The sequence below is a fragment of the Burkholderia sp. AU44665 genome, assembly GCF_030504405.1.
Taxonomy (GTDB): Bacteria; Pseudomonadota; Gammaproteobacteria; order Burkholderiales; family Burkholderiaceae; genus Burkholderia; species Burkholderia semiarida.
In genome coordinates, this window is sequence record NZ_JAUJRI010000034.1 from 19,838 (window position 1) to 39,075 (window position 19,238).

Here is a 19,238-nt window from a genome sequence, read left to right on the forward strand (position 1 = left end):
GCAGGAACAAGGTTAGGAGTTAGAGTTCACTCTAAGTCAAGCATTGTCTGACGGCCAGTGCGGCGTTCGCCCGCGATCCCCCTGCGACACCGTAAAGAATGGTCAAAATCGCCCGCCGCGACCGCTTTCGGCCTTTACAGCACCGCAAGCCTTCAGCAAGATGCGATCAGCCTGTCTCAAAAAGGGCACGCATTTGTCCTATGCTTAACGGCGACGCCCGGCCAGTTCGTGGGCCGCCGTCCGTTGCAACAACCATTCATCCGTCAGAACCAGGGAGCCCTTGCCATGCTGAAAAAGCTGCTGATGCTGTTCGTCGCGCTGTCGCTGTCGCTCGCCGCCGGCCTTGCCGCGGCCGTCGATGTCAACACGGCCGACCAGGCCGCGCTCGAATCCGTGAAGGGTCTCGGGCCCGTGAAGTCGAAGGCGATCATCGACGAACGCACCAAGAACGGCCCGTTCAAGGACGCCGACGATCTCGCGAACCGCGTGAAGGGTCTCGGCACGAAGTCGGTCGGGCATCTCGAGGAAAACGGCCTGACGATCGGCGGCTCGTCGACGCCGCCGAAGGGCGTGAAGCCGTCGAAGCCGGCCGCGACGACGTCGGCGACCCCATCGACCACGACCTCGGCAGGCACCGCATCGACGTCCACGACCGCGACGGCCGGCACGACGGCCACGGCCCCCGCGCCGGCGGCGAGCGCACCGGAAGCAGCCGCGAAGCCGGCCAAGACCAAGCGCGCATCGAAGAAGGAAAAGGCGGCAGCGGCGGCAGCGGCATCCGCCGACACGGGTGCGAGCGCACCGGCGGCCGCATCGTCCACGAAGGCGGCGAAGGGTTCGAAGAAGAAGAGCAAGAAGGACAAGGCAGCCTCCGCCGCCGCGGCGTCGGGCGCCTGATGTGCGCCGCGCGCGCGACGGCGTGCGCGCGGCATTCGTTCAACGGGCGCCGTCGTCACGGCGCCCTTTTCAGTGAAGGTGAAGAACCATGGGTCTCCTCGACATCGTCGGCGGTCTGATCGGCGGCCAGGCCGGCGGCAACTCGCAAAGCGCGCTCATCACGACCGCGCTCGAATTCATCAACAACCAGCCGGGCGGCCTGAACGGGCTGATCGAGAAGTTCAAGGCCGGCGGCGCCGGCGAGATCATCGGTTCGTGGGTCGGCACCGGCGAAAACCAGCCGATCTCGCCGGATACGCTGCAGAACGTGCTCGGCTCGGACGTCGTCGGCTCGCTCGCGAGCAAGGTCGGCATCGATCCCGCGCAGGCCTCGTCGATCCTCGCGCAGGTGCTGCCGCACGTCGTCAACGGCGCGACGCCGAACGGCGAAGTGCCGGCCAGCGGCCAGGTCGACACGTCGAACGTGCTCGGCACGCTCACGCAGCTCGCCGGCATGTTCGGCGGCAACAAGCAGGGCTGAGAGCCCGCGCCGCGACCGGGCGGCCCGTTCGGCCGCTCCATAAGCAAACACCCCGCCGAGGCGGGGTGTTCGTTTTTGCGCGCCCGGCGTGAGCCGGGCACGCGGCCGATGGCGGACGATCAGTGAACGACGCGGTCGAACACGAACTGGCCGTCGTTCACGTCGACCGGGATCACGTCCTTCGGACCGAAGCGGCCCGCGAGGATCAGCTTCGCGACCGGGTTCTCGATCTCCTGCTGGATCGCGCGCTTCAGCGGCCGCGCACCGAACACCGGATCGTAGCCGACCTTCGCGATCTGTTCGAGCGCCGCCGGCGACACGTCGAGCGCCATGTCGAGCTTCGCGAGCCGGTCATGCAGGCGCGCCAGCTGAATCTTCGCGATCGACTCGATGTTGCTGCGGTCGAGCGCGTGGAACACGACGACGTCGTCGATCCGGTTCAGGAACTCGGGGCGGAAATGCTGCTTCACCTCGAGCCACACGGCGTCCTTGATCTCGTCCTGCGGCGAGCCCGTCATCGCCTGGATCACCTGCGAGCCGAGGTTCGACGTCATCACGATGACCGTGTTCTTGAAGTCGACCGTACGCCCCTGCCCGTCCGTCATGCGGCCGTCGTCGAGCACCTGCAGCAGCACGTTGAACACGTCCGGATGCGCCTTCTCGATCTCGTCGAGCAGGATCACGCTGTACGGCTTGCGGCGCACGGCTTCCGTCAGGTAGCCGCCTTCCTCGTAGCCGACGTAGCCCGGCGGCGCGCCGATCAGCCGCGCGACGCTGTGCTTCTCCATGAACTCGCTCATGTCGATGCGGATCAGGTGCTCTTCCGAATCGAACAGGAACGACGCCAGCGCCTTGCACAGCTCGGTCTTGCCGACACCGGTCGGGCCGAGGAACAGGAACGAGCCGTACGGACGGTTCGGATCGGCGAGCCCCGCGCGCGACCGACGGATCGCATCGGCCACCGCGCTGATCGCCTCGTCCTGGCCGACCACGCGCTCGTGCAGCTTTTCCTCGATGTGCAGCAGCTTCTCGCGTTCGCCCTGCATCATCCGCGACACGGGGATGCCCGTCGCACGCGACACGACTTCCGCGATTTCCTCCGCACCGACCTGCGTGCGCAGCAGGCGCGGACGCGTCGGGTTGTGCTGCTCCTGCTCTTCGGCCTGCGTGACCTGCTTCAGTTGCGCCTCGAGTTGCGGCAGCTTGCCGTACTGCAGTTCGGCGACCTTCTCCAGCTTGCCTTCGCGCTGCAGCCGCGCGATGTCCGCCCGCACCTTCTCGATCTCTTCCTTGAGCTGCGCGCTGCCCTGCACCGCGGCCTTCTCGGCGGTCCAGATCTCTTCCAGGTCCGCATATTCGCGGCCGAGGCGATCGATCTCTTCCTCGATCAGTTGCAGGCGCTTCTGCGACGCTTCGTCCTGCTCCTTCTTCACCGCTTCGCGCTCGATCTTCAGCTGGATCAGACGACGGTCGAGCTTGTCCATCTCTTCCGGCTTCGAATCGATTTCCATCTTGATCTTCGAGGCGGCTTCGTCGATCAGGTCGATCGCCTTGTCGGGCAGGAAGCGGTCGGTGATGTAGCGATGCGACAGCTCGGCCGCGGCGACGATCGCCGGGTCGGTGATGTCGACGCCGTGGTGCAGCTCGTACTTCTCCTGCAGCCCGCGCAGGATCGCGATCGTCGCCTCGACGCTCGGCTCGTCGACGAGCACCTTCTGGAAGCGGCGTTCGAGCGCGGCGTCCTTCTCGATGTACTTGCGGTATTCGTCGAGCGTGGTCGCGCCGATGCAGTGCAGCTCGCCGCGCGACAGCGCCGGCTTCAGCATGTTGCCCGCGTCCAGCGCGCCTTCGGCCTTGCCCGCGCCGACCATCGTGTGAATTTCGTCGATGAAGACGATCGTCTGGCCTTCGTCCTTCGCGATGTCGTTGAGCACGGCCTTCAGGCGCTCCTCGAACTCGCCGCGATACTTCGCGCCGGCGAGCAGCGCGGCCATGTCGAGCGACAGCACGCGCTTGCCCTTCAGCGTCTCGGGCACCTCGCCGTTGACGATCCGCTGCGCGAGCCCTTCGACGATCGCGGTCTTGCCGACGCCCGGTTCGCCGATCAGCACCGGGTTGTTCTTCGTGCGGCGCTGCAGGATCTGGATCGAGCGGCGAATTTCGTCGTCGCGGCCGATCACCGGGTCGAGCTTGCCCGCGCGGGCGCGCTCGGTCAGGTCGACCGTGTATTTCTTCAGCGCCTCGCGCTGGCTTTCGGCGTCCTGGCTGTGCACCTGCGAGCCGCCGCGCACCGCGGCGATCGCGGCTTCGAGCGCCTTGCGCGTGAGACCGTGCTGGCGCGCGAGCTTGCCGGCGTCGCCCTTGTCGTCGGACACGGCGAGCAGGAACATCTCGCTCGCGATGAACGTGTCGTTGAGCTTCTGCGCTTCCTTGTCGGCCTGATTCAGCAGGCCGGCCAACTCACGGCCGATCTGGATGTCGCCGCCCGTGCCCGTTACTTGCGGCAGGCGCGAAATGGCTTCGTTCAGCGCGCCCTGGAGCGCCTGCACGTGCACGCCCGCGCGCGACATCAGCGAGCGGGCCGAGCCGTCGTGCTGCGCGACCAGCGCCGCGAGCACGTGAACGGGTTCGATGTATTGATTGTCGCGGCCTGCCGCGAGGCTTTGCGCGTCCGCGAGTGCTTCCTGGAACTTGGTGGTGAGCTTGTCGATTCTCATTTGGTTGAGACCTCCAATTTTCGATTAACACCAAGATGAGGATGGTTATGCGGCTTTCAAGCGAAATTCGGGTTGATTCAGCGCAAAAATTGCCGGATAACCTGAAAACGGTCCGGCGGCGCGATGGCGCGAGCGGGCAGCGGGCGGCGCCCCGCGCATCAGGGGGCCCTGGAGGACGTCTGTTCAACTGCCGGCGCTTCGTCCGGCACCGGCGCGGCACGCACGAGCGCGACCGGACGAATGCCGAGCAACGCCGCGAGCGGCGATGCGGGCACGGCCAGCTCGCCGAGCGTGTGACGATCGAGCTCCGCGAAGAACGCATCGCGCGCGGCCGCCAGCACGCTTTTCAGCCGGCACTGCGGCTCGATCACGCAGCCGCGCGGCTCGCTGCCGTCGGGCGAAAAGCAGCCGACCAGCGCGAAGTCGTTTTCGGTCGCCCGCACGACCTGGCCGACCGTCAGCCGCAGCGAATCGGCGAACAGCCGCAGCCCGCCGTTGCGGCCACGCACGGTGTCGACCCAGCCCAGTTCGCCGAGCCGCTGGACGACTTTCATCAGATGGTTCTTCGAGATGCCGTAGGCGTCCGAGATCTCCTGGATCGTCGCGAGCCCCTCGCCGCGCACGGCCAGATACAGCATCACGCGCAGCGAATAGTCGGTGTAGTCGGTGAGTCTCATGAGCGAATACAGAAAAGGTCGATCGTGCCCCGCTCGGATGAACCGGGCCGATCGCGAGGCGTGCAGGGCCGATAGACGGCGCCGTGGCGCGGCCCCGGGTTGCCGGGATCGCGTGCGCGCAATAAGATGCGGGATATCTACACGTTTTCCAGGGGTTATTGGACGCTATTTTGCGTCAAAATCCGACCGGCGTCCTGCCCGTCGCCGGCGCCGTCGCGCCGTCACCGCCCCGCTCTACCGGCCCTTTTCGTCATGACTGCCCAACCCGTCTCGCCCGATACCGTACCGGCCCGCCCCCGCGACGCCGAGCCGACCGAAGACAACATCCGCGATCTCGTCTACGCGTTCTACGACCGCGTACGCGCCGATCCGCTGCTGGGGCCCGTATTCGACGCGAAGCTGGCCGGCCGCTGGGACGACCATCTGCCGAAGATGGTGACGTTCTGGTCGAGCCTCGTGCTCGGCACCAAGGGCTATCGCGGCAACGTGCAGCAGGCGCACCAGCCGCTCGACGGGATCGAGCCGGCCCATTTCAGCCGCTGGCTGTCGCTGTTCCTGAACACCGTCGAAGCGCGCTACGCGCCGCCCGCGGCGGTTCGTTTCATGGAGCCCGCGCTGCGGATCGCGCAGAGCCTGCAGTTGAGCCGGTTCGGCTGGGACTACCGGATTCCGCCCGAGCAGCAGGCGCTGCTCGACGCGATCGCGCCGCGCCGCCGCGACGCGGGCGACGATTCGCACGCGTCGCCGTCGCGCGCCCGCGGCGAGCCTTTTCCGACGAAGATCATCGGGCGCGGCGTCGACCCGGACGCGTAACGCCCTTTACACGCGACGACGGCACCCACGCGGCACTTCGCTGCATCGCCCGCGTGCCGCGCTCAGCGCGGCGCGTTGCCCGACTCGACACCCCAGCGCGCGAGCGCGGCGTCGTCGGTGCTGCGCGCATCGACCCAGCGCTCGCCGTCCGGCGTCGTTTCCTTCTTCCAGAACGGCGCTTCGGTCTTCAGATAATCCATCACGAACTCGCACGACGCGAACGCGTCGCCGCGGTGCGACGCGACCGTCGCGACCATCACGATCTGGTCGAGCGGCAGCAGCCTGCCGACGCGGTGCACGATCGCGACGTCGACACCCGGCCAGCGCCGGCCGGCCTCGGCCGCGATCTTTTCGAGCGCCTTCTCGGTCATTCCGGGATAGTGCTCGAGCTCCATCGCGGCGACCGTATCGCCTTCGTTCAGGTCGCGCACCGTGCCGACGAAGCACGCGAGCGCGCCGATCTTCGGGTTGCGCGCCCGCAATGCCGCCACTTCGGCATTCAGATCGAAATCGTCGGTCTGGACTCGTACCGTTGCCATCGCCTCCCCCCTCAACCGCCCGTGACGGGCGGGAAGAACGCGACCTCGCAGCCTTCGGTGAGCCGCGTGTCGGGGTCGGTCATCTCGTGGTTGCACGCCATGCGCAACGCGCGCCCTTCGGCGAGCGTGTCGGCCCACGCGCCGCCGCGCGCGCGCAGCCACGCGCGCACGTCGCCGACGGTCGTCACGCCGTCCGGCACGTCGGCTTCTTCATCGGCCACGCCCAGCGCTTCGCGCACGCTTGCAAAAAATTTCAGTTGAATCTTCATGGTTCGGGGAGCCGCCGCGTCACGACAGCAGTTCGGAAAACGGAATGAAACGCACGGTCTCGCCTGCGCTGATCGCGTGCTGCGGCGGATTGTCGATCAGGCCGTCGCCCCAGACCGTCGACGTGAGCACGGCCGAGCTCTGGTTCGGGAACAGGTCGAGGCCGCCGGCCGCATTGACGCGCGCGCGCAGGAATTCGTTGCGCCGGTCGCCCTTGCTCTGCGAAAAATCGGCACGCAGCGACAACGCGCGCGGCGCGACGTCGCGCACGCCGGACAGGCGCAGCAGGAACGGCCGCACGAACAGCAGGAACGTGACGAAGCTCGAGACCGGGTTGCCGGGCAGCCCGATGAAATGCGCGTCGGCGCGCTCGTCGCCGCGGCGCACCGCGCCGTACGCGAGCGGCTTGCCGGGCTTCATCGCGATCTGCCACAGCGCGAGCCGGCCTTCGGCCTCCACGGCCGGCTTCACGTGATCCTCGTCGCCGACCGACACGCCGCCGCTCGTCAGGATCACGTCGTGATCGCGGGCGGCCTCGCGCAGCGTGTCGCGCGTCGCGGCCAGCGAGTCGGGCACGATTCCGTAGTCGGTCACGTGGCAGCCGAGCCGCTCGAGCAGCCCGCGCAACGTGAAGCGGTTCGAGTTGTAGATCGCGCCGGGCTTCAGCGGCTCGCCGGGCATCGTCAGTTCGTCGCCGGTGAAGAACACCGCGACGCGAATCCGCCGCGCGACCGCCAGTTGCGCGCAGCCGACCGACGCGGCGAGACCCAGCGCCTGTGGCGTGAGCCGCGTGCCGGCCGGCAGGATCACCGAACCCTGACGGATGTCCGCGCCCTGCGCGGTGATCCATTCGCCGGCCTTCGGCGTGTGCAGGATCTCGACCGCGTCGCCGTCGGCCGATGCCTGCTCCTGCATCACGACGGCATCGGCGCCCGGCGGCACCGTCGCGCCGGTGAAAATCCGCGCGGCCGTGCCGGCCGCGAGCGGCGCGGCCGGATGCCCGGCCGGAATGCGCTGCGACACCGGCAGGCGCCGGTCGCCGTGCAGCAGGTCGGCGACACGCACCGCATAGCCGTCCATCGCGCTCGTATGCATCGGCGGCACGTCGAGCGGCGAGCTGACGTCGGCCGCCAGCACGCGGCCGAGCGCGTCGAGCGTGGCGACGGTTTCGGCGCCGGGCAGCGGCTTCGCGGCGTCGAGCAGCGCGGCGAGCGCCTCGGCGGTCGACAGCATCGGCGCGCGCGGCGCCGCGGGATTCGGGTTCGACATCGATGGAATCGGGGATCGTTGGAATCAATACGTCATTGTAGCGACGACGCCACGCGGACGCGCGATATGGCGGGCATGCGAAAACTGTGATCGGCGCGAACGCGCGGGTCTGGCACCTGTTTCGCGCGGCGTATGATGCCCGCGCGCCAAACGAAACGGCCGGAACCCCGATCCGTTCGACGAATCGGCATTCCGGCCGTCCCGCGCGACCGGGCCCGCAGGCCCGGCCGTGCGTCATGCGCCCGTATGGGCGGCGATGAAGTCCTTCACCTGCTGCGCGTCGGCCTTCACGACCTCGAAGCGCTGCGGCAGCGCCTCGAGCCCGTCGAAAGCGGCCGGACGCTCGGCTTCGCGATCGAGCGCCTCGCGGATCGTCTCGCCGAACTTGATCGGCTGCGCCGTCTCGAGCACGACCATCGGCACGCCGGCCTCCAGATGCTCGCGCGCGACCTTCACGCCGTCGGCCGTATGCGTATCGATCATCGTGTCGTAGCGCGAGAACACGTCGCGGATCGTCGCGATGCGGTCGGCGTGGCTGCTGCGGCCGGACACGAAGCCGAATTCGGCCACACGCGCGAAATCGCCGCTCGCCGCGAGATCGAAGCCGCCCTTCTCCTCGACGTCGCGGAACAGTTGCATCACGCGCGCCGGATCGCGGCCGAGCAGGTCGAACACGAAGCGCTCGAAGTTCGACGCCTTCGAGATGTCCATGCTCGGGCTGCTCGTGTGATACGTGTTCTCGGCGCTGCGCACGCGGTACGCGCCGGTGCGGAAGAACTCGTCGAGCACGTCGTTCTCGTTGGTCGCGACCACCAGCTTCGCGATCGGCAGCCCCATCATCCGCGCGATGTGGCCCGCGCAGACGTTGCCGAAGTTGCCCGACGGCACCGTGAACGACACGCGCTCGTCGTTGGACTGCGTCGCCGCGAAATAGCCCTTGAAGTAGTACACGACCTGCGCGACGACGCGTGCCCAGTTGATCGAGTTGACGGTGCCGATCTTCTGCCGCGCCTTGAACGCGTGATCGTTCGACACGGCCTTCACGATGTCCTGGCAGTCGTCGAACACGCCTTCGACCGCGAGGTTGAAGATGTTCGGGTCCTGCAGGCTGAACATCTGCGCCGTCTGGAACGCGCTCATCTTCTTGTGCGGCGACAGCATGAACACGCGCACGCCGGCCTTGCCGCGCATCGCATACTCGGCCGCGCTGCCGGTGTCGCCCGACGTCGCGCCGAGGATGTTCAGCGTTTCGCCGTGCTTCGCGAGCGTGTACTCGAACAGGTTGCCGAGCAGCTGCATCGCCATGTCCTTGAACGCGAGCGTCGGGCCGTTCGACAGTTCGAGCAGCGACAGCGCCGCGCCGTTCTCGGTGCCGAGCGCCTTCAGCGGCGTGATGTCGGACGCGTTCTCGCCATGGCGCGTGTTGCTGTACACGGCGGCCGTGTACGTGCGGCGCGTGATCGCGCGCAGGTCGTCGGCCGGCACGTCGTCGCAGAACTTCGACAGGATCGCGAACGCGAGATCCGCGTACGACAGCGTGCGCCAGCGCGCGAGCTCGTCGGCGGACACCTTCGGATACTCGGCCGGCAGGTAGAGCCCGCCGTCCTTCGCGAGCCCGCCGAGCAGGATGTCGGAGAACGTATGGCGCTCGCCGATGCCGGCGCCGCGCGTGGAGATGTAGTTCATGTCGTTCCTGGTCCTCAGTTCAGCGCTTCCATGCGCAGCTTCGTTACCTTCGAGACCACCGTCGCGAGGCTCTCGATCTGCGCGATCGCCGCGTTGACGTTCTTCTCGACCGTCTCGTGCGTGATCAGGATGATGTCGGTCTCGCCGTTCGCGCCGTCGATCTGCTCCGATTCCTTCTGCAGCAGCGCGTCGATCGAGATGCCCGACTCGGCGAGGATGCGCGTGATGGCGGCCAGCACGCCGGTCTGGTCGGCGACGCGCAGGCGCAGGTAGTAGCCGCTCGTCACTTCCTCGATCGGCAGGATCGGCGTGTTCGACAGGCTGTCCGGCTGGAACGCGAGGTGCGGCACGCGGTGCTCGGGGTCGGCCGTGTGCAGGCGCGTGACGTCGACGAGATCCGCGACGACGGCCGATGCGGTCGGCTCCGCGCCCGCGCCCTTGCCGTAGTACAGCGTCGTGCCGACCGCATCGCCGTGCACGACGACCGCGTTCATCGCGCCCTCGACGTTCGCGAGCAGGCGCTTTTCCGGGATCAGCGTCGGGTGCACGCGCAGCTCGATGCCGTTTGCGGCGCGGCGCGCGATGCCGAGCAGCTTGATCCGGTAGCCGAGCTCTTCCGCGTAGCGGATGTCGGTCGCGTCGAGCTTGCTGATGCCCTCGACGTACGCGCGGTCGAACTGCACCGGCACGCCGAACGCGATCGCGCTCATGATCGTCGCCTTGTGCGCGGCGTCGACGCCTTCGATGTCGAAGGTCGGATCGGCTTCCGCGTAGCCGAGTTCCTGCGCGGCCTTCAGCGCGGTCGCGAAATCGAGGCCGCGGTCGCGCATTTCCGACAGGATGTAGTTCGTCGTGCCGTTGATGATGCCCGCGATGTACTGGATGCGGTTCGCGGTCAGGCCTTCGCGCAGCGCCTTGATGATCGGGATGCCGCCGGCCACGGCCGCCTCGAACGCGACCATCACGCCCTTCTCGCGCGCGGCTTCGAAGATCTCGGTGCCGTGCACCGCGAGCAGCGCCTTGTTCGCCGTGACGACGTGCTTGCCGTTCGCGATCGCGCGCAGCACGAGCTCGCGCGCGATGCCGGTGCCGCCGATCATCTCGGCGACGATCGCGATCGACGGATCGTCGACGACCGCGTTGAAGTCGTCGGTGATCTGCGCGGCCGCGGCGTCACCGCCGAGCGCGGCCTGCGCCTTGGCCGGGTTGCGCACGGCAATGCGCGCCACCTCGATGCCGCGCCCCGCGCGTCGCTTGATTTCTTCCTGGTTGCGGCGCAGCACCGTGAAGGTGCCGGTGCCGACGGTGCCGAAGCCCAACAGGCCAACTTTGATCGGTTCCATGCTGCGTGTGATCGATGAGTAAGAAGTAATGAGTCCGTGTGGCGCTGCCCGCTCAGACCGAATGGCGCTTGCGGTAGCCGTCGAGAAAGCGCGCGATCCGGTTGATCGAATCGGCCAGATCGTCGAGGTTCGGCAGGAAGACCACGCGGAAGTGGTCCGGCGTCGCCCAGTTGAACCCCGTGCCCTGTACCAGCAGCACGCGTTCCTCGAGCAACAGGTCGAGAATGAACTGCTGGTCGTTCTGGATCGGGTAGAGCTTCGGGTCGAGGCGCGGGAACATGTACAGCGCGGCCTGCGGTTTCACGCAGGTCACGCCCGGGATCGACGTCAGCATGTCATACGCGAGTTCGCGCTGCTTGTACAGGCGCCCGTTCGGCACGATCAGCTCGTTGATGCTCTGGTAGCCGCCGAGCGCCGTCTGGATCGCGAACTGGCCGGGCACGTTCGCGCACAGGCGCATCGACGACAGGATGCCGAGCCCTTCCAGGTAATCCTTCGCGCGCCGGCGATTGTCGCCGCCGAGGCCCGACACGGCCATCCAGCCCGCGCGATAGCCGCACGACCGATAGCTCTTCGACAGGCTGTTGAACGTGACGGTGATCACGTCCTCCGACAGCGCACCCAGCGCGGTGTGCTCGAGACCGTCGTAGACGATCTTGTCGTAAACCTCGTCGGCGAACACGATCAGCCCGTGCTGGCGCGCGATCTCGAGCAGCTCGAGCAGCAATTCGTCGGAATAAAGCGCGCCGGTCGGATTGTTCGGGTTGATCACGACGATCGCCTTCGTGTTCGGCGTGATCTTGCCGCGGATGTCGTCGAGGTCGGGCATCCACGCGTTCTGCTCGTCGCACACGTAGTGCACGGGCGTGCCGCCCGACAGGCTCACGGCCGCCGTCCACAGCGGGTAGTCGGGCGCGGGCAGCAACACTTCGTCGCCGTCGTTCAGGAGCGCCTGGGTCGCCATCACGATCAGCTCGGACGCGCCGTTGCCGATGTAGATGTCGTCGAGGCCGACGCCGACGACGCCCTTTTCCTGCGTGTAGTGCATCACGGCCTTGCGCGCCGAGAACACGCCCTTCGAATCCGAATAGCCGGACGACGCCGGCAGGTTGCGGATCATGTCCTGGATGATTTCGTCCGGCGCGTCGAAACCGAACGGCGCGAGGTTGCCGATGTTCAGCTTGATGATGCGGTGGCCTTCTTCCTCGAGGCGCTTGGCGTGCTCGAGCACCGGGCCACGGATGTCGTAGCAGACGTTGAGCAGCTTGTTCGACTTCTGAATCGGTTTCACGACGACACGGTTCCTGGGTTGGCCTTGCGGCCGGGGGGACGGGATCAAAACTGGAAAGCGGCCGGTCTGTGCGCGCTGTCTAGGCTGGGAAAAAGCGGCGGCCGGACGCGGCTTGTGGCGACGCACGACGCAAGTGGCGCCCGGGGGCGACCAAAAAGTTATAATTTAGCGGATTTTGGCCGACTTTCGCAATGCACCATAGCCGCGCCGGGCCCGCGCCGTCGGGCGTCCGCGCGTGCCGGAGCGCGCGAAACCGGCCCGCCGGGCCCCACGGCCCTGCCAATCCATTCCCCTACGGAACCGCGGAATACCGATTTGAAACTGCACCAGGACACGAGCGGCGCGCTCAACACCGTCACCGGCTACGGCCCCGATTATGTCGACGTCAATCTCGAACGCCACGAAACGAGCGTCATCGTCCTGCCCGGCGCGCCGGTCCAGGCCTGGCCCGTGGCGTCGTTCGACGCGCTCGCGCCCGAGCATTTCGCGATGCTGCTCGACCCCACGCCCGAACTCGTGATCTTCGGCAGCGGCGCGCGGCTGCGCTTTCCGCACCCGCGGCTCGTCGCGGCGCTCACCGCGAAACGGATCGGCGTCGAGACGATGGATTTCCAGGCCGCCTGCCGCACCTACAACATCCTGATGGCCGAGGGCCGCAAAGTCGCCGCCGCGCTCTTGATTGAACGTTAATCCCCGATGCGGTAAAACACGGGCCGGCGCAGCGGGTCGATCCCCGGATCGCCCCCGGCCAGGCCGCCCGCCCCCGGCGCACCGCGCCGGCGGCCCGTCACAACAACCAACAGGCTGAAAACCCATGAACGATACGCCGTCGAGGCTACCGCTCAATCGCATCACGCTCGTCCTCCTCGTCGTCGCGCTCGCGATCGTCTGGTTCGCGCCGCTCGGGCTGCGCCACCTGATCCCGAGCGACGAAGGCCGCTACGCGGAGATGGCGCGCGAGATGTTCGTCACCGGCGACTGGATCACGCCGCGCTACAACGGCTACAAGTACTTCGAGAAGCCGCCGCTGCAGACCTGGCTGAACGCGCTCACCTTCGCGTGGTTCGGCATCGGCGAATGGCAGGCGCGCCTCTATACCGCCGTCGCGAGCTTCGCCGGCGTGCTGCTCGTCGGCTACACCGGCGCGCGCCTGTTCAACCCGCTGTCGGGCTTGCTCGCGGCCGTCGTGCTGGCCAGCTCCCCGTACTGGAACCTGATGGGCCACTTCAACGCGCTCGACATGGGGCTCGCGTTCTGGATGGCGCTGTCGCTCTGCTCGCTGCTGCTCGCGCAGCGGCCGGGGCTGCGCCCGGCCGCGGTACGCGGCTGGATGTGGGCGTGCTGGGCCGCGATGGCGTTGGCGGTGCTGTCGAAGGGCCTCGTCGGCCTGATCCTGCCGGGCGCCGTGCTCGTGCTGTATACGCTGGTCGCGCGCGACTGGGCGCTGTGGAAGCGCCTGTACCTCGTCAGCGGCCTCGTGATCTTCTTCGCGATCGTCACGCCGTGGTTCGTGCTCGTCCAGCAGCGCAACCCCGAGTTCTTCAACTTCTTCTTCGTCGTCCAGCAGTTCCGCCGGTATCTGACCCCGGAACAGAACCGCCCGGGCCCGCTGTACTACTTCGTGCCCGTGCTGCTGGTCGGCTTCCTGCCGTGGCTGTCGGTCGCGTGGCAGAGCATCCGCCATGCGCTGCGCATGCCGCGCCAGCCGAACGGCTTCTCGCCGATGCTCGTGCTGCTGATCTGGAGCGCGTTCATCTTCCTGTTCTTCAGCGCGTCGCATTCGAAACTGATCTCGTACGTGCTGCCGGTCGCGCCGGCGCTCGCGCTGATCATCGGCGCGTACCTGCCGCTGATGACGGCCGAGCGCTTCCGCCGCCACCTGCTCGGCTATCTCGTGTTCTTCGTCGCCGCGGCGTTCGGGATCATCTTCCTCGCGTACCAGGGCGACGCCCGCACGCCGAACGCGCTGTACCGCGCGTTCCAGATGTGGCTGTACGCCGGCCTCGCGGTCTCGGCCGCGCTGACGCTCGCGGCCGCGTGGCTGAACCGCCGGGCGGGCGCGGCCGCCGCGCTCGCCGCGTTCGGCGCCGCGTGGCTCGCGTTCGGCACGATCGGCGGCACCGGGCACGACGAGTTCGGCCGCTACAGCTCGGGCGCGCTGCTCGCGCCGGCCGTGCGCGCCGAGCTGGCGAAGCTGCCGCCCGACACGCCGTTCTACTCGATCGAAATGCTCGACCACACGTTCCCGTTCTACGTGGGCCACACGACGATCATGGTCCAGCGCCAGGACGAACTCGCGTTCGGCATCTCGGTCGAGCCGAACAAGTGGATCCCGACCGTCGGCGAATGGATCACGCGCTGGAAGCAGGACACCCATGCGCTCGCGATCATGCCGCCCGGCCAGTACGACGCGCTGGTCAAGGAAGGCGTGCCGATGCGCGTGATCGCGCGCGACAACCGCCGCGTGATCGTCGAGAAACCGCAATCGTAAGGACGTCCCCCGCATGAATCCCGTTTCGTTCGTCTGCATCGTCACCGGCGTGATGCTCAACGCCTGTGCGCAACTTTTGCTGAAAGCCGGCGTCAACGCCGTTGGACACTTCGAATTCAGCCGTGCGAACATCATTCCGGTCGGATTCAAGATCGCGACCCAATTGCCGATCATCGGCGGCCTCGGCTGCTACGTGCTGAGCGTCGTCGTATGGATCGTCGGGCTGTCGCGCGTCGACGTGTCGATCGCGTACCCGATGCTGTCGCTCGGCTACGTCGTCAATGCGTTCGCGGCGTGGTACCTGTTCGGCGAAGTCCTGTCGATGCAGCGGCTCGTCGGCATCGGCATCATCCTGATCGGCGTGCTCGTGCTCGCGCGCAGCTGAGCACGGCGCGCGGCGTTAAGCGTCCGCCTACAAAAAATCACGGTACGAATCGGCCAACCGGTGTTTAATGCCGGTTTCGGACGGATCGCCCGACCCTTTTATTACACGCCATTACAGGCCCAACGCGTTCATGAGCCAGACTACCGCTCCGTTTCTGCCGTTCACCCGCCCCGAGATCGACGAGGAAACCATCCAGGGCGTCGTCGACGTGCTGCGCTCGGGCTGGATCACGACCGGCCCGCAGTGCCAGAAATTCGAAGCCGCGCTGTCGGAGTACTGCGGCGGCCGCCCGGTCCGCGCGTTCAATTCGGGTACCTGCACGCTCGAGATCGGCCTGCGCATCGCGGGCGTCGGCCCCGGCGACGAGGTGATCACGACGCCGGCGTCGTGGGTCTCGACCAGCAACGTGATCATCGAAACGGGCGCGACGCCCGTATTCGCGGACATCGATCCCGTCACGCGCAACATCGATCTCGACAAGCTCGAGCAGGCGATCACGCCGCGCACGAAGGCGATCGTCCCCGTGTTCCTGTCCGGCCTGCCGGTCGACATGGACCGCCTGTACGCGATCGCCCGCGCGCACAAGCTACGCGTGATCGAGGATGCCGCGCAGGCATTCGGCTCGACGTGGAACGGCAAGCGCATCGGCGCGTTCGGCGACCTCGTGTCGTTCAGCTTCCACGCGAACAAGAACCTGACGACGATCGAAGGCGGCGCGCTCGTGCTGAACGACGAGGACGAAGCCGTGCTCGCGCAGAAGTACCGGCTGCAGGGCATCACGCGCACCGGCTTCGACGGGATGGACTGCGACGTGCTCGGCGGCAAGTACAACCTGACCGACGTCGCCGCGCGCGTCGGCCTCGGCCAGTTGCCGCACCTCGAGCGCTTCACCGCGCAGCGCCGCGCGCTCGCCCGCGCGTATTTCGCCGCGTTCGACGGCGGCGCGGCCGTGAAGCTCGGCCTCGGCCTGCCGGTCGCCGAATTCGAGAACGGCAACTGGCACATGTTCCTCGTCACGCTGCCGCTCGAGCGGCTGACGATCACGCGCGCCGAATTCATGGCGCAGATGAAGGAACGCGGCATCGGCACCGGCATCCACTACCCGGCGATCCATCTTTTCACGCTGTACCGTGCGCGCGGTTTCAAGGAGGGCATGTTCCCCCACGCCGAACGGTACGGCGCGTCGACCGTCACGCTGCCGCTGTTTACGCAGATGACGGAAGGCGACGTGCGTCGCGTGGTCGACGCCGTCAATCAGATTTGCGAACAATACGGAAAATAAGCGTACATGAGTCACCTTGAAGCACGCGCCGGGCATCCGGGCGCCGGGCACCCGGGCGCCGCGCATCCGGACGCCGGCCGGCCCGAAGTCTCGGTCATCATCCCCGTGTACAACGAGGAAGACGGCCTCGCCGCGCTGTTCGCGCGACTGTATCCGGCGCTCGACGCACTCGACACGCCGTACGAAGTGATCCTGATCAACGACGGCAGCCGCGACCGCTCGGCCGCGATGCTCGCCGATCAGTTCCACGTACGGCCGGACACGACACGCGTCGTGCTGCTCAACGGCAACTACGGCCAGCACATGGCGATCCTCGCGGGCTTCGCGCAGTCGCGCGGCGAGATCGTCATCACGCTCGACGCCGACCTGCAGAATCCGCCCGAGGAAATCGGCAAGCTGATCGCGAAGATGCGCGAGGGCTACGACTACGTCGGCTCGATCCGCAAGCAGCGCCAGGACAGCCTGTGGCGGCGCAAGGCGTCGCAGATGATGAACCGGCTGCGCGAGCGCATCACGCGCATCAAGATGACCGACCAGGGCTGCATGCTGCGCGCGTACAGCCGCCGCATCATCGACACGATCAACGTATGCGGCGAAGTCAACACGTTCATCCCCGCGCTCGCGTACACGTTCGCGCAGAACCCGACCGAAATCGAGGTCGCGCACGAGGAACGCTTCGCGGGCCAGTCGAAGTATTCGCTGTACAGCCTGATCCGGCTGAACTTCGACCTCGTGACGGGCTTCTCGGTCGTGCCGCTGCAGTGGCTGTCGTTCATCGGCGTGATCCTGTCGCTCGGCTCCGCCGCGCTGTTCGTGCTGCTGCTCGTGCGCCGCTTCATCGTCGGCGCGGAAGTGCAAGGCGTGTTCACGCTGTTCGCGATCACGTTCTTCCTGCTCGGCGTGATCATCTTCGCGCTCGGCCTGCTCGGCGAATACGTCGGCCGCATCTACCAGCAGGTGCGCGCGCGGCCGCGCTACCTGATCCAGGCCGTGCTCGAGCAGCACGATGGCGTGCCGCCGGTGCCGGCCGGCGCGAACCATCCGGGAGCCGTGCAATGAAGCCGCGCGCGGTCGTCTTCGCGTATCACAACGTCGGCGTGCGGTGCCTGCAGGTGCTGCTCGCGCGCGGCGTCGACGTCGCGCTGGTCGTCACGCACGAGGACAATCCGAACGAGAACATCTGGTTCGGCAGCGTCGCGTCCGTCGCGGCCGAGCACGGCATTCCGGTGCTCACGCCGGCCGATCCCGCCGATCCGGCGCTGCGCCGCGCGGTGTCCGACGCGCGGCCCGATTTCATCTTCTCGTTCTACTACCGCCACATGCTGCCGGTGGACCTGCTCGCGATCGCGCCGCGCGGCGCGTACAACATGCACGGTTCGCTGCTGCCGAAATACCGGGGTCGGGTTCCGACCAACTGGGCCGTGCTGAACGGCGAGACCGAGACCGGCGCGACGCTGCACGAGATGGCCGCCAAGCCCGACGCGGGTGCGATCGTCGGCCAGACCGCGGTGCCGATCCTGCCGGACGACACGGCCGCGCAGGTATTCGACAAGGTCACCGTGGCCGCCGAGCAGACGCTGTGGCGCGTGCTGCCCGCGCTGCTCGCGGGCGAGGCGCCGCACCTGCCGAACGATCTCGCGACCGGCAGCTACTACGGCGGGCGCAAGCCCGAGGACGGCCGCGTCGACTGGTCGAAGCCGGCCGCGCAGGTCTACAACCTGGTGCGCGCGGTCGCGCCCCCGTATCCGGGTGCATTCACGGACGTCCACGGCGCGCGCTTCGTGATCGCACGCGCGCGCCTCGCGGCGCCCGGCAGCGCGATGGCGGCGGCCGCCGCGGATTTGCCGCCCGGCCTGCACGTAAGCGATAATGCGCTATTCGGTGTCTGCGGCGACAGCCGCGCCCTATCCATTCTCGAGCTCCGGCAACAGCGCGACGGCGGCGAAACCGTCGTGACGCCCGCGGAATTCGCGCAGTTCATTCATTCTTCCCGTCATTCATGAAAGCAAAAAAAGTCCTGATCCTGGGTGTGAACGGCTTCATCGGCCATCACCTGTCGAAGCGCATTCTTGAGACCACCGATTGGGAAGTGTTCGGCATGGACATGCAGACCGACCGGCTGGGCGACCTCGTCAACCACGAGCGGATGCATTTCTTCGAAGGCGACATCACGATCAACAAGGAGTGGGTCGAGTATCACGTGAAGAAGTGCGACGTGATCCTGCCGCTCGTCGCGATCGCGACGCCGGCCACCTACGTCCAGCAGCCGCTGCGCGTGTTCGAGCTCGACTTCGAGGCGAACCTGCCGATCGTGCGCTCGGCCGTCAAGTACGGCAAGCACCTCGTGTTCCCGTCGACCTCCGAGGTCTACGGCATGTGCTCGGACGAGCAGTTCGACCCGGATGCCTCCGCGCTCACCTACGGCCCGATCAACAAGCCGCGCTGGATCTACGCGTGCTCGAAGCAGCTGATGGACCGCGTGATCTGGGGCTACGGGATGGAAGGCCTGAACTTCACGCTGTTCCGCCCGTTCAACTGGATCGGCCCGGGCCTCGACTCGATCTACACGCCGAAGGAAGGCAGCTCGCGCGTGGTCACGCAGTTCCTCGGCCACATCGTGCGCGGCGAGAACATCAGCCTCGTCGACGGCGGCTCGCAGAAGCGCGCGTTCACCGACATCGGCGACGGCATCAGCGCGCTGATGAAGATCATCGAGAACAAGGGCGGCGTCGCGTCGGGCAAGATCTACAACATCGGCAATCCGAAGAACAACTTCTCGGTTCGCGAGCTCGCGCACAAGATGCTCGAACTGGCCGCGGAATTCCCCGAGTACGCCGATTCGGCCAAGCAGGTGAAGCTCGTCGAAACGACGTCCGGCGCCTACTACGGCAACGGCTACCAGGACGTGCAGAACCGCGTGCCGAAGATCGACAACACGATGCAGGAGCTCGGCTGGGCGCCGCAAGCGACGTTCGACGACGCGCTGCGCAACATCTTCGAAGCGTATCGCGGCCACGTCGCCGACGCGCGCGCGCTCGTCGAACAGCAAGGCTGAGCGGGA

18 protein-coding genes are annotated in these 19,238 nt (G+C 67.2%); 10 read left to right on the forward strand and 8 right to left on the reverse strand.

Features of this window, described 5'->3' with window-relative positions; translation table 11 throughout:
• Nucleotides 1–285 precede the first annotated feature (285 nt).
• Together QZM15_RS32375 and QZM15_RS32380 are read left to right on the forward strand one after the other, a co-directional pair.
• Nucleotides 286–897, forward strand: coding sequence for a helix-hairpin-helix domain-containing protein (locus QZM15_RS32375; protein WP_124861762.1), 612 nt, complete (start codon nucleotides 286–288; stop codon nucleotides 895–897).
• An 88-nt stretch (nucleotides 898–985) separates the two neighbouring features.
• Nucleotides 986–1,417 (forward strand): YidB family protein, encoded by a 432-nt coding sequence (locus QZM15_RS32380; protein WP_059585284.1) that lies wholly within the window; start codon nucleotides 986–988, stop codon nucleotides 1,415–1,417.
• A 119-nt stretch (nucleotides 1,418–1,536) separates the two neighbouring features.
• Here QZM15_RS32380 and clpB read toward each other — a convergent pair whose 3' ends face one another.
• Complete coding sequence (gene clpB, locus QZM15_RS32385) at nucleotides 1,537–4,134, reverse strand: ATP-dependent chaperone ClpB (RefSeq protein WP_059585283.1); 2,598 nt, start codon at nucleotides 4,132–4,134, stop codon at nucleotides 1,537–1,539.
• 158 nt (nucleotides 4,135–4,292) lie between these two features.
• Nucleotides 4,293–4,811, reverse strand: coding sequence for an Rrf2 family transcriptional regulator (locus tag QZM15_RS32390; protein ID WP_302107937.1), 519 nt, complete (start codon nucleotides 4,809–4,811; stop codon nucleotides 4,293–4,295).
• Between the two features lie 252 nt (nucleotides 4,812–5,063).
• On the opposite strand from QZM15_RS32390, the gene QZM15_RS32395 reads away from it, so the two are divergent.
• Entirely contained in the window at nucleotides 5,064–5,624 is a 561-nt protein-coding gene (locus QZM15_RS32395) for a group III truncated hemoglobin (RefSeq protein ID WP_302107938.1), read from the forward strand.
• Between the two features lie 62 nt (nucleotides 5,625–5,686).
• Here QZM15_RS32395 and QZM15_RS32400 read toward each other — a convergent pair whose 3' ends face one another.
• From QZM15_RS32400 to QZM15_RS32425, 6 genes are all read right to left on the reverse strand, one after another.
• A complete protein-coding gene (locus QZM15_RS32400) occupies nucleotides 5,687–6,163 on the reverse strand; it encodes a molybdenum cofactor biosynthesis protein MoaE (protein WP_060316491.1) in 477 nt (158 codons plus the stop codon).
• An 11-nt stretch (nucleotides 6,164–6,174) separates the two neighbouring features.
• A complete protein-coding gene (moaD, locus tag QZM15_RS32405) occupies nucleotides 6,175–6,432 on the reverse strand; it encodes a molybdopterin converting factor subunit 1 (protein ID WP_059585279.1) in 258 nt (85 codons plus the stop codon).
• A 19-nt stretch (nucleotides 6,433–6,451) separates the two neighbouring features.
• Entirely contained in the window at nucleotides 6,452–7,699 is a 1,248-nt protein-coding gene (gene glp, locus QZM15_RS32410) for a gephyrin-like molybdotransferase Glp (protein WP_059585278.1), read from the reverse strand.
• Nucleotides 7,700–7,933: 234 nt separating this feature from the next.
• Nucleotides 7,934–9,385, reverse strand: a complete 1,452-nt coding sequence (gene thrC / locus QZM15_RS32415) for a threonine synthase (RefSeq protein WP_302107939.1) — start codon at nucleotides 9,383–9,385, stop codon at nucleotides 7,934–7,936.
• Between the two features lie 14 nt (nucleotides 9,386–9,399).
• Nucleotides 9,400–10,728, reverse strand: coding sequence for a homoserine dehydrogenase (locus tag QZM15_RS32420; protein ID WP_302107940.1), 1,329 nt, complete (start codon nucleotides 10,726–10,728; stop codon nucleotides 9,400–9,402).
• A gap of 52 nt (nucleotides 10,729–10,780) precedes the next feature.
• Entirely contained in the window at nucleotides 10,781–12,019 is a 1,239-nt protein-coding gene (locus QZM15_RS32425; protein ID WP_059585275.1) for a pyridoxal phosphate-dependent aminotransferase, read from the reverse strand.
• 315 nt (nucleotides 12,020–12,334) lie between these two features.
• Here QZM15_RS32425 and QZM15_RS32430 point away from each other — a divergent pair, with 315 nt between their 5' ends.
• The 7 genes from QZM15_RS32430 to QZM15_RS32460 all read left to right on the forward strand — a co-directional run bounded on the left by QZM15_RS32430 (nucleotide 12,335) and on the right by QZM15_RS32460 (nucleotide 19,232).
• Entirely contained in the window at nucleotides 12,335–12,709 is a 375-nt protein-coding gene (locus QZM15_RS32430; RefSeq protein ID WP_059645648.1) for an Mth938-like domain-containing protein, read from the forward strand.
• Nucleotides 12,710–12,833: 124 nt separating this feature from the next.
• Nucleotides 12,834–14,510, forward strand: a complete 1,677-nt coding sequence (locus tag QZM15_RS32435; protein WP_089464829.1) for a glycosyltransferase family 39 protein — start codon at nucleotides 12,834–12,836, stop codon at nucleotides 14,508–14,510.
• 13 nt (nucleotides 14,511–14,523) lie between these two features.
• A complete protein-coding gene (locus QZM15_RS32440) occupies nucleotides 14,524–14,895 on the forward strand; it encodes an EamA family transporter (RefSeq protein WP_059585272.1) in 372 nt (123 codons plus the stop codon).
• A 130-nt stretch (nucleotides 14,896–15,025) separates the two neighbouring features.
• Entirely contained in the window at nucleotides 15,026–16,177 is a 1,152-nt protein-coding gene (locus tag QZM15_RS32445) for a DegT/DnrJ/EryC1/StrS aminotransferase family protein (RefSeq protein ID WP_059585271.1), read from the forward strand.
• Between the two features lie 6 nt (nucleotides 16,178–16,183).
• Nucleotides 16,184–17,236, forward strand: coding sequence for a glycosyltransferase (locus QZM15_RS32450; protein WP_059585270.1), 1,053 nt, complete (start codon nucleotides 16,184–16,186; stop codon nucleotides 17,234–17,236).
• Nucleotides 17,233–18,180 carry a formyltransferase gene (locus QZM15_RS32455; protein ID WP_302107941.1) on the forward strand — a complete coding sequence of 316 codons (948 nt, stop codon included), beginning with the start codon at nucleotides 17,233–17,235 and terminating at the stop codon, nucleotides 18,178–18,180. The genes QZM15_RS32450 and QZM15_RS32455 overlap by 4 nt, the downstream gene beginning before the upstream one ends.
• Entirely contained in the window at nucleotides 18,177–19,232 is a 1,056-nt protein-coding gene (locus tag QZM15_RS32460) for a bifunctional UDP-4-keto-pentose/UDP-xylose synthase (RefSeq protein WP_006478632.1), read from the forward strand. The genes QZM15_RS32455 and QZM15_RS32460 overlap by 4 nt, the downstream gene beginning before the upstream one ends.
• The last annotated feature ends 6 nt before the right edge of the window (nucleotides 19,233–19,238 follow it).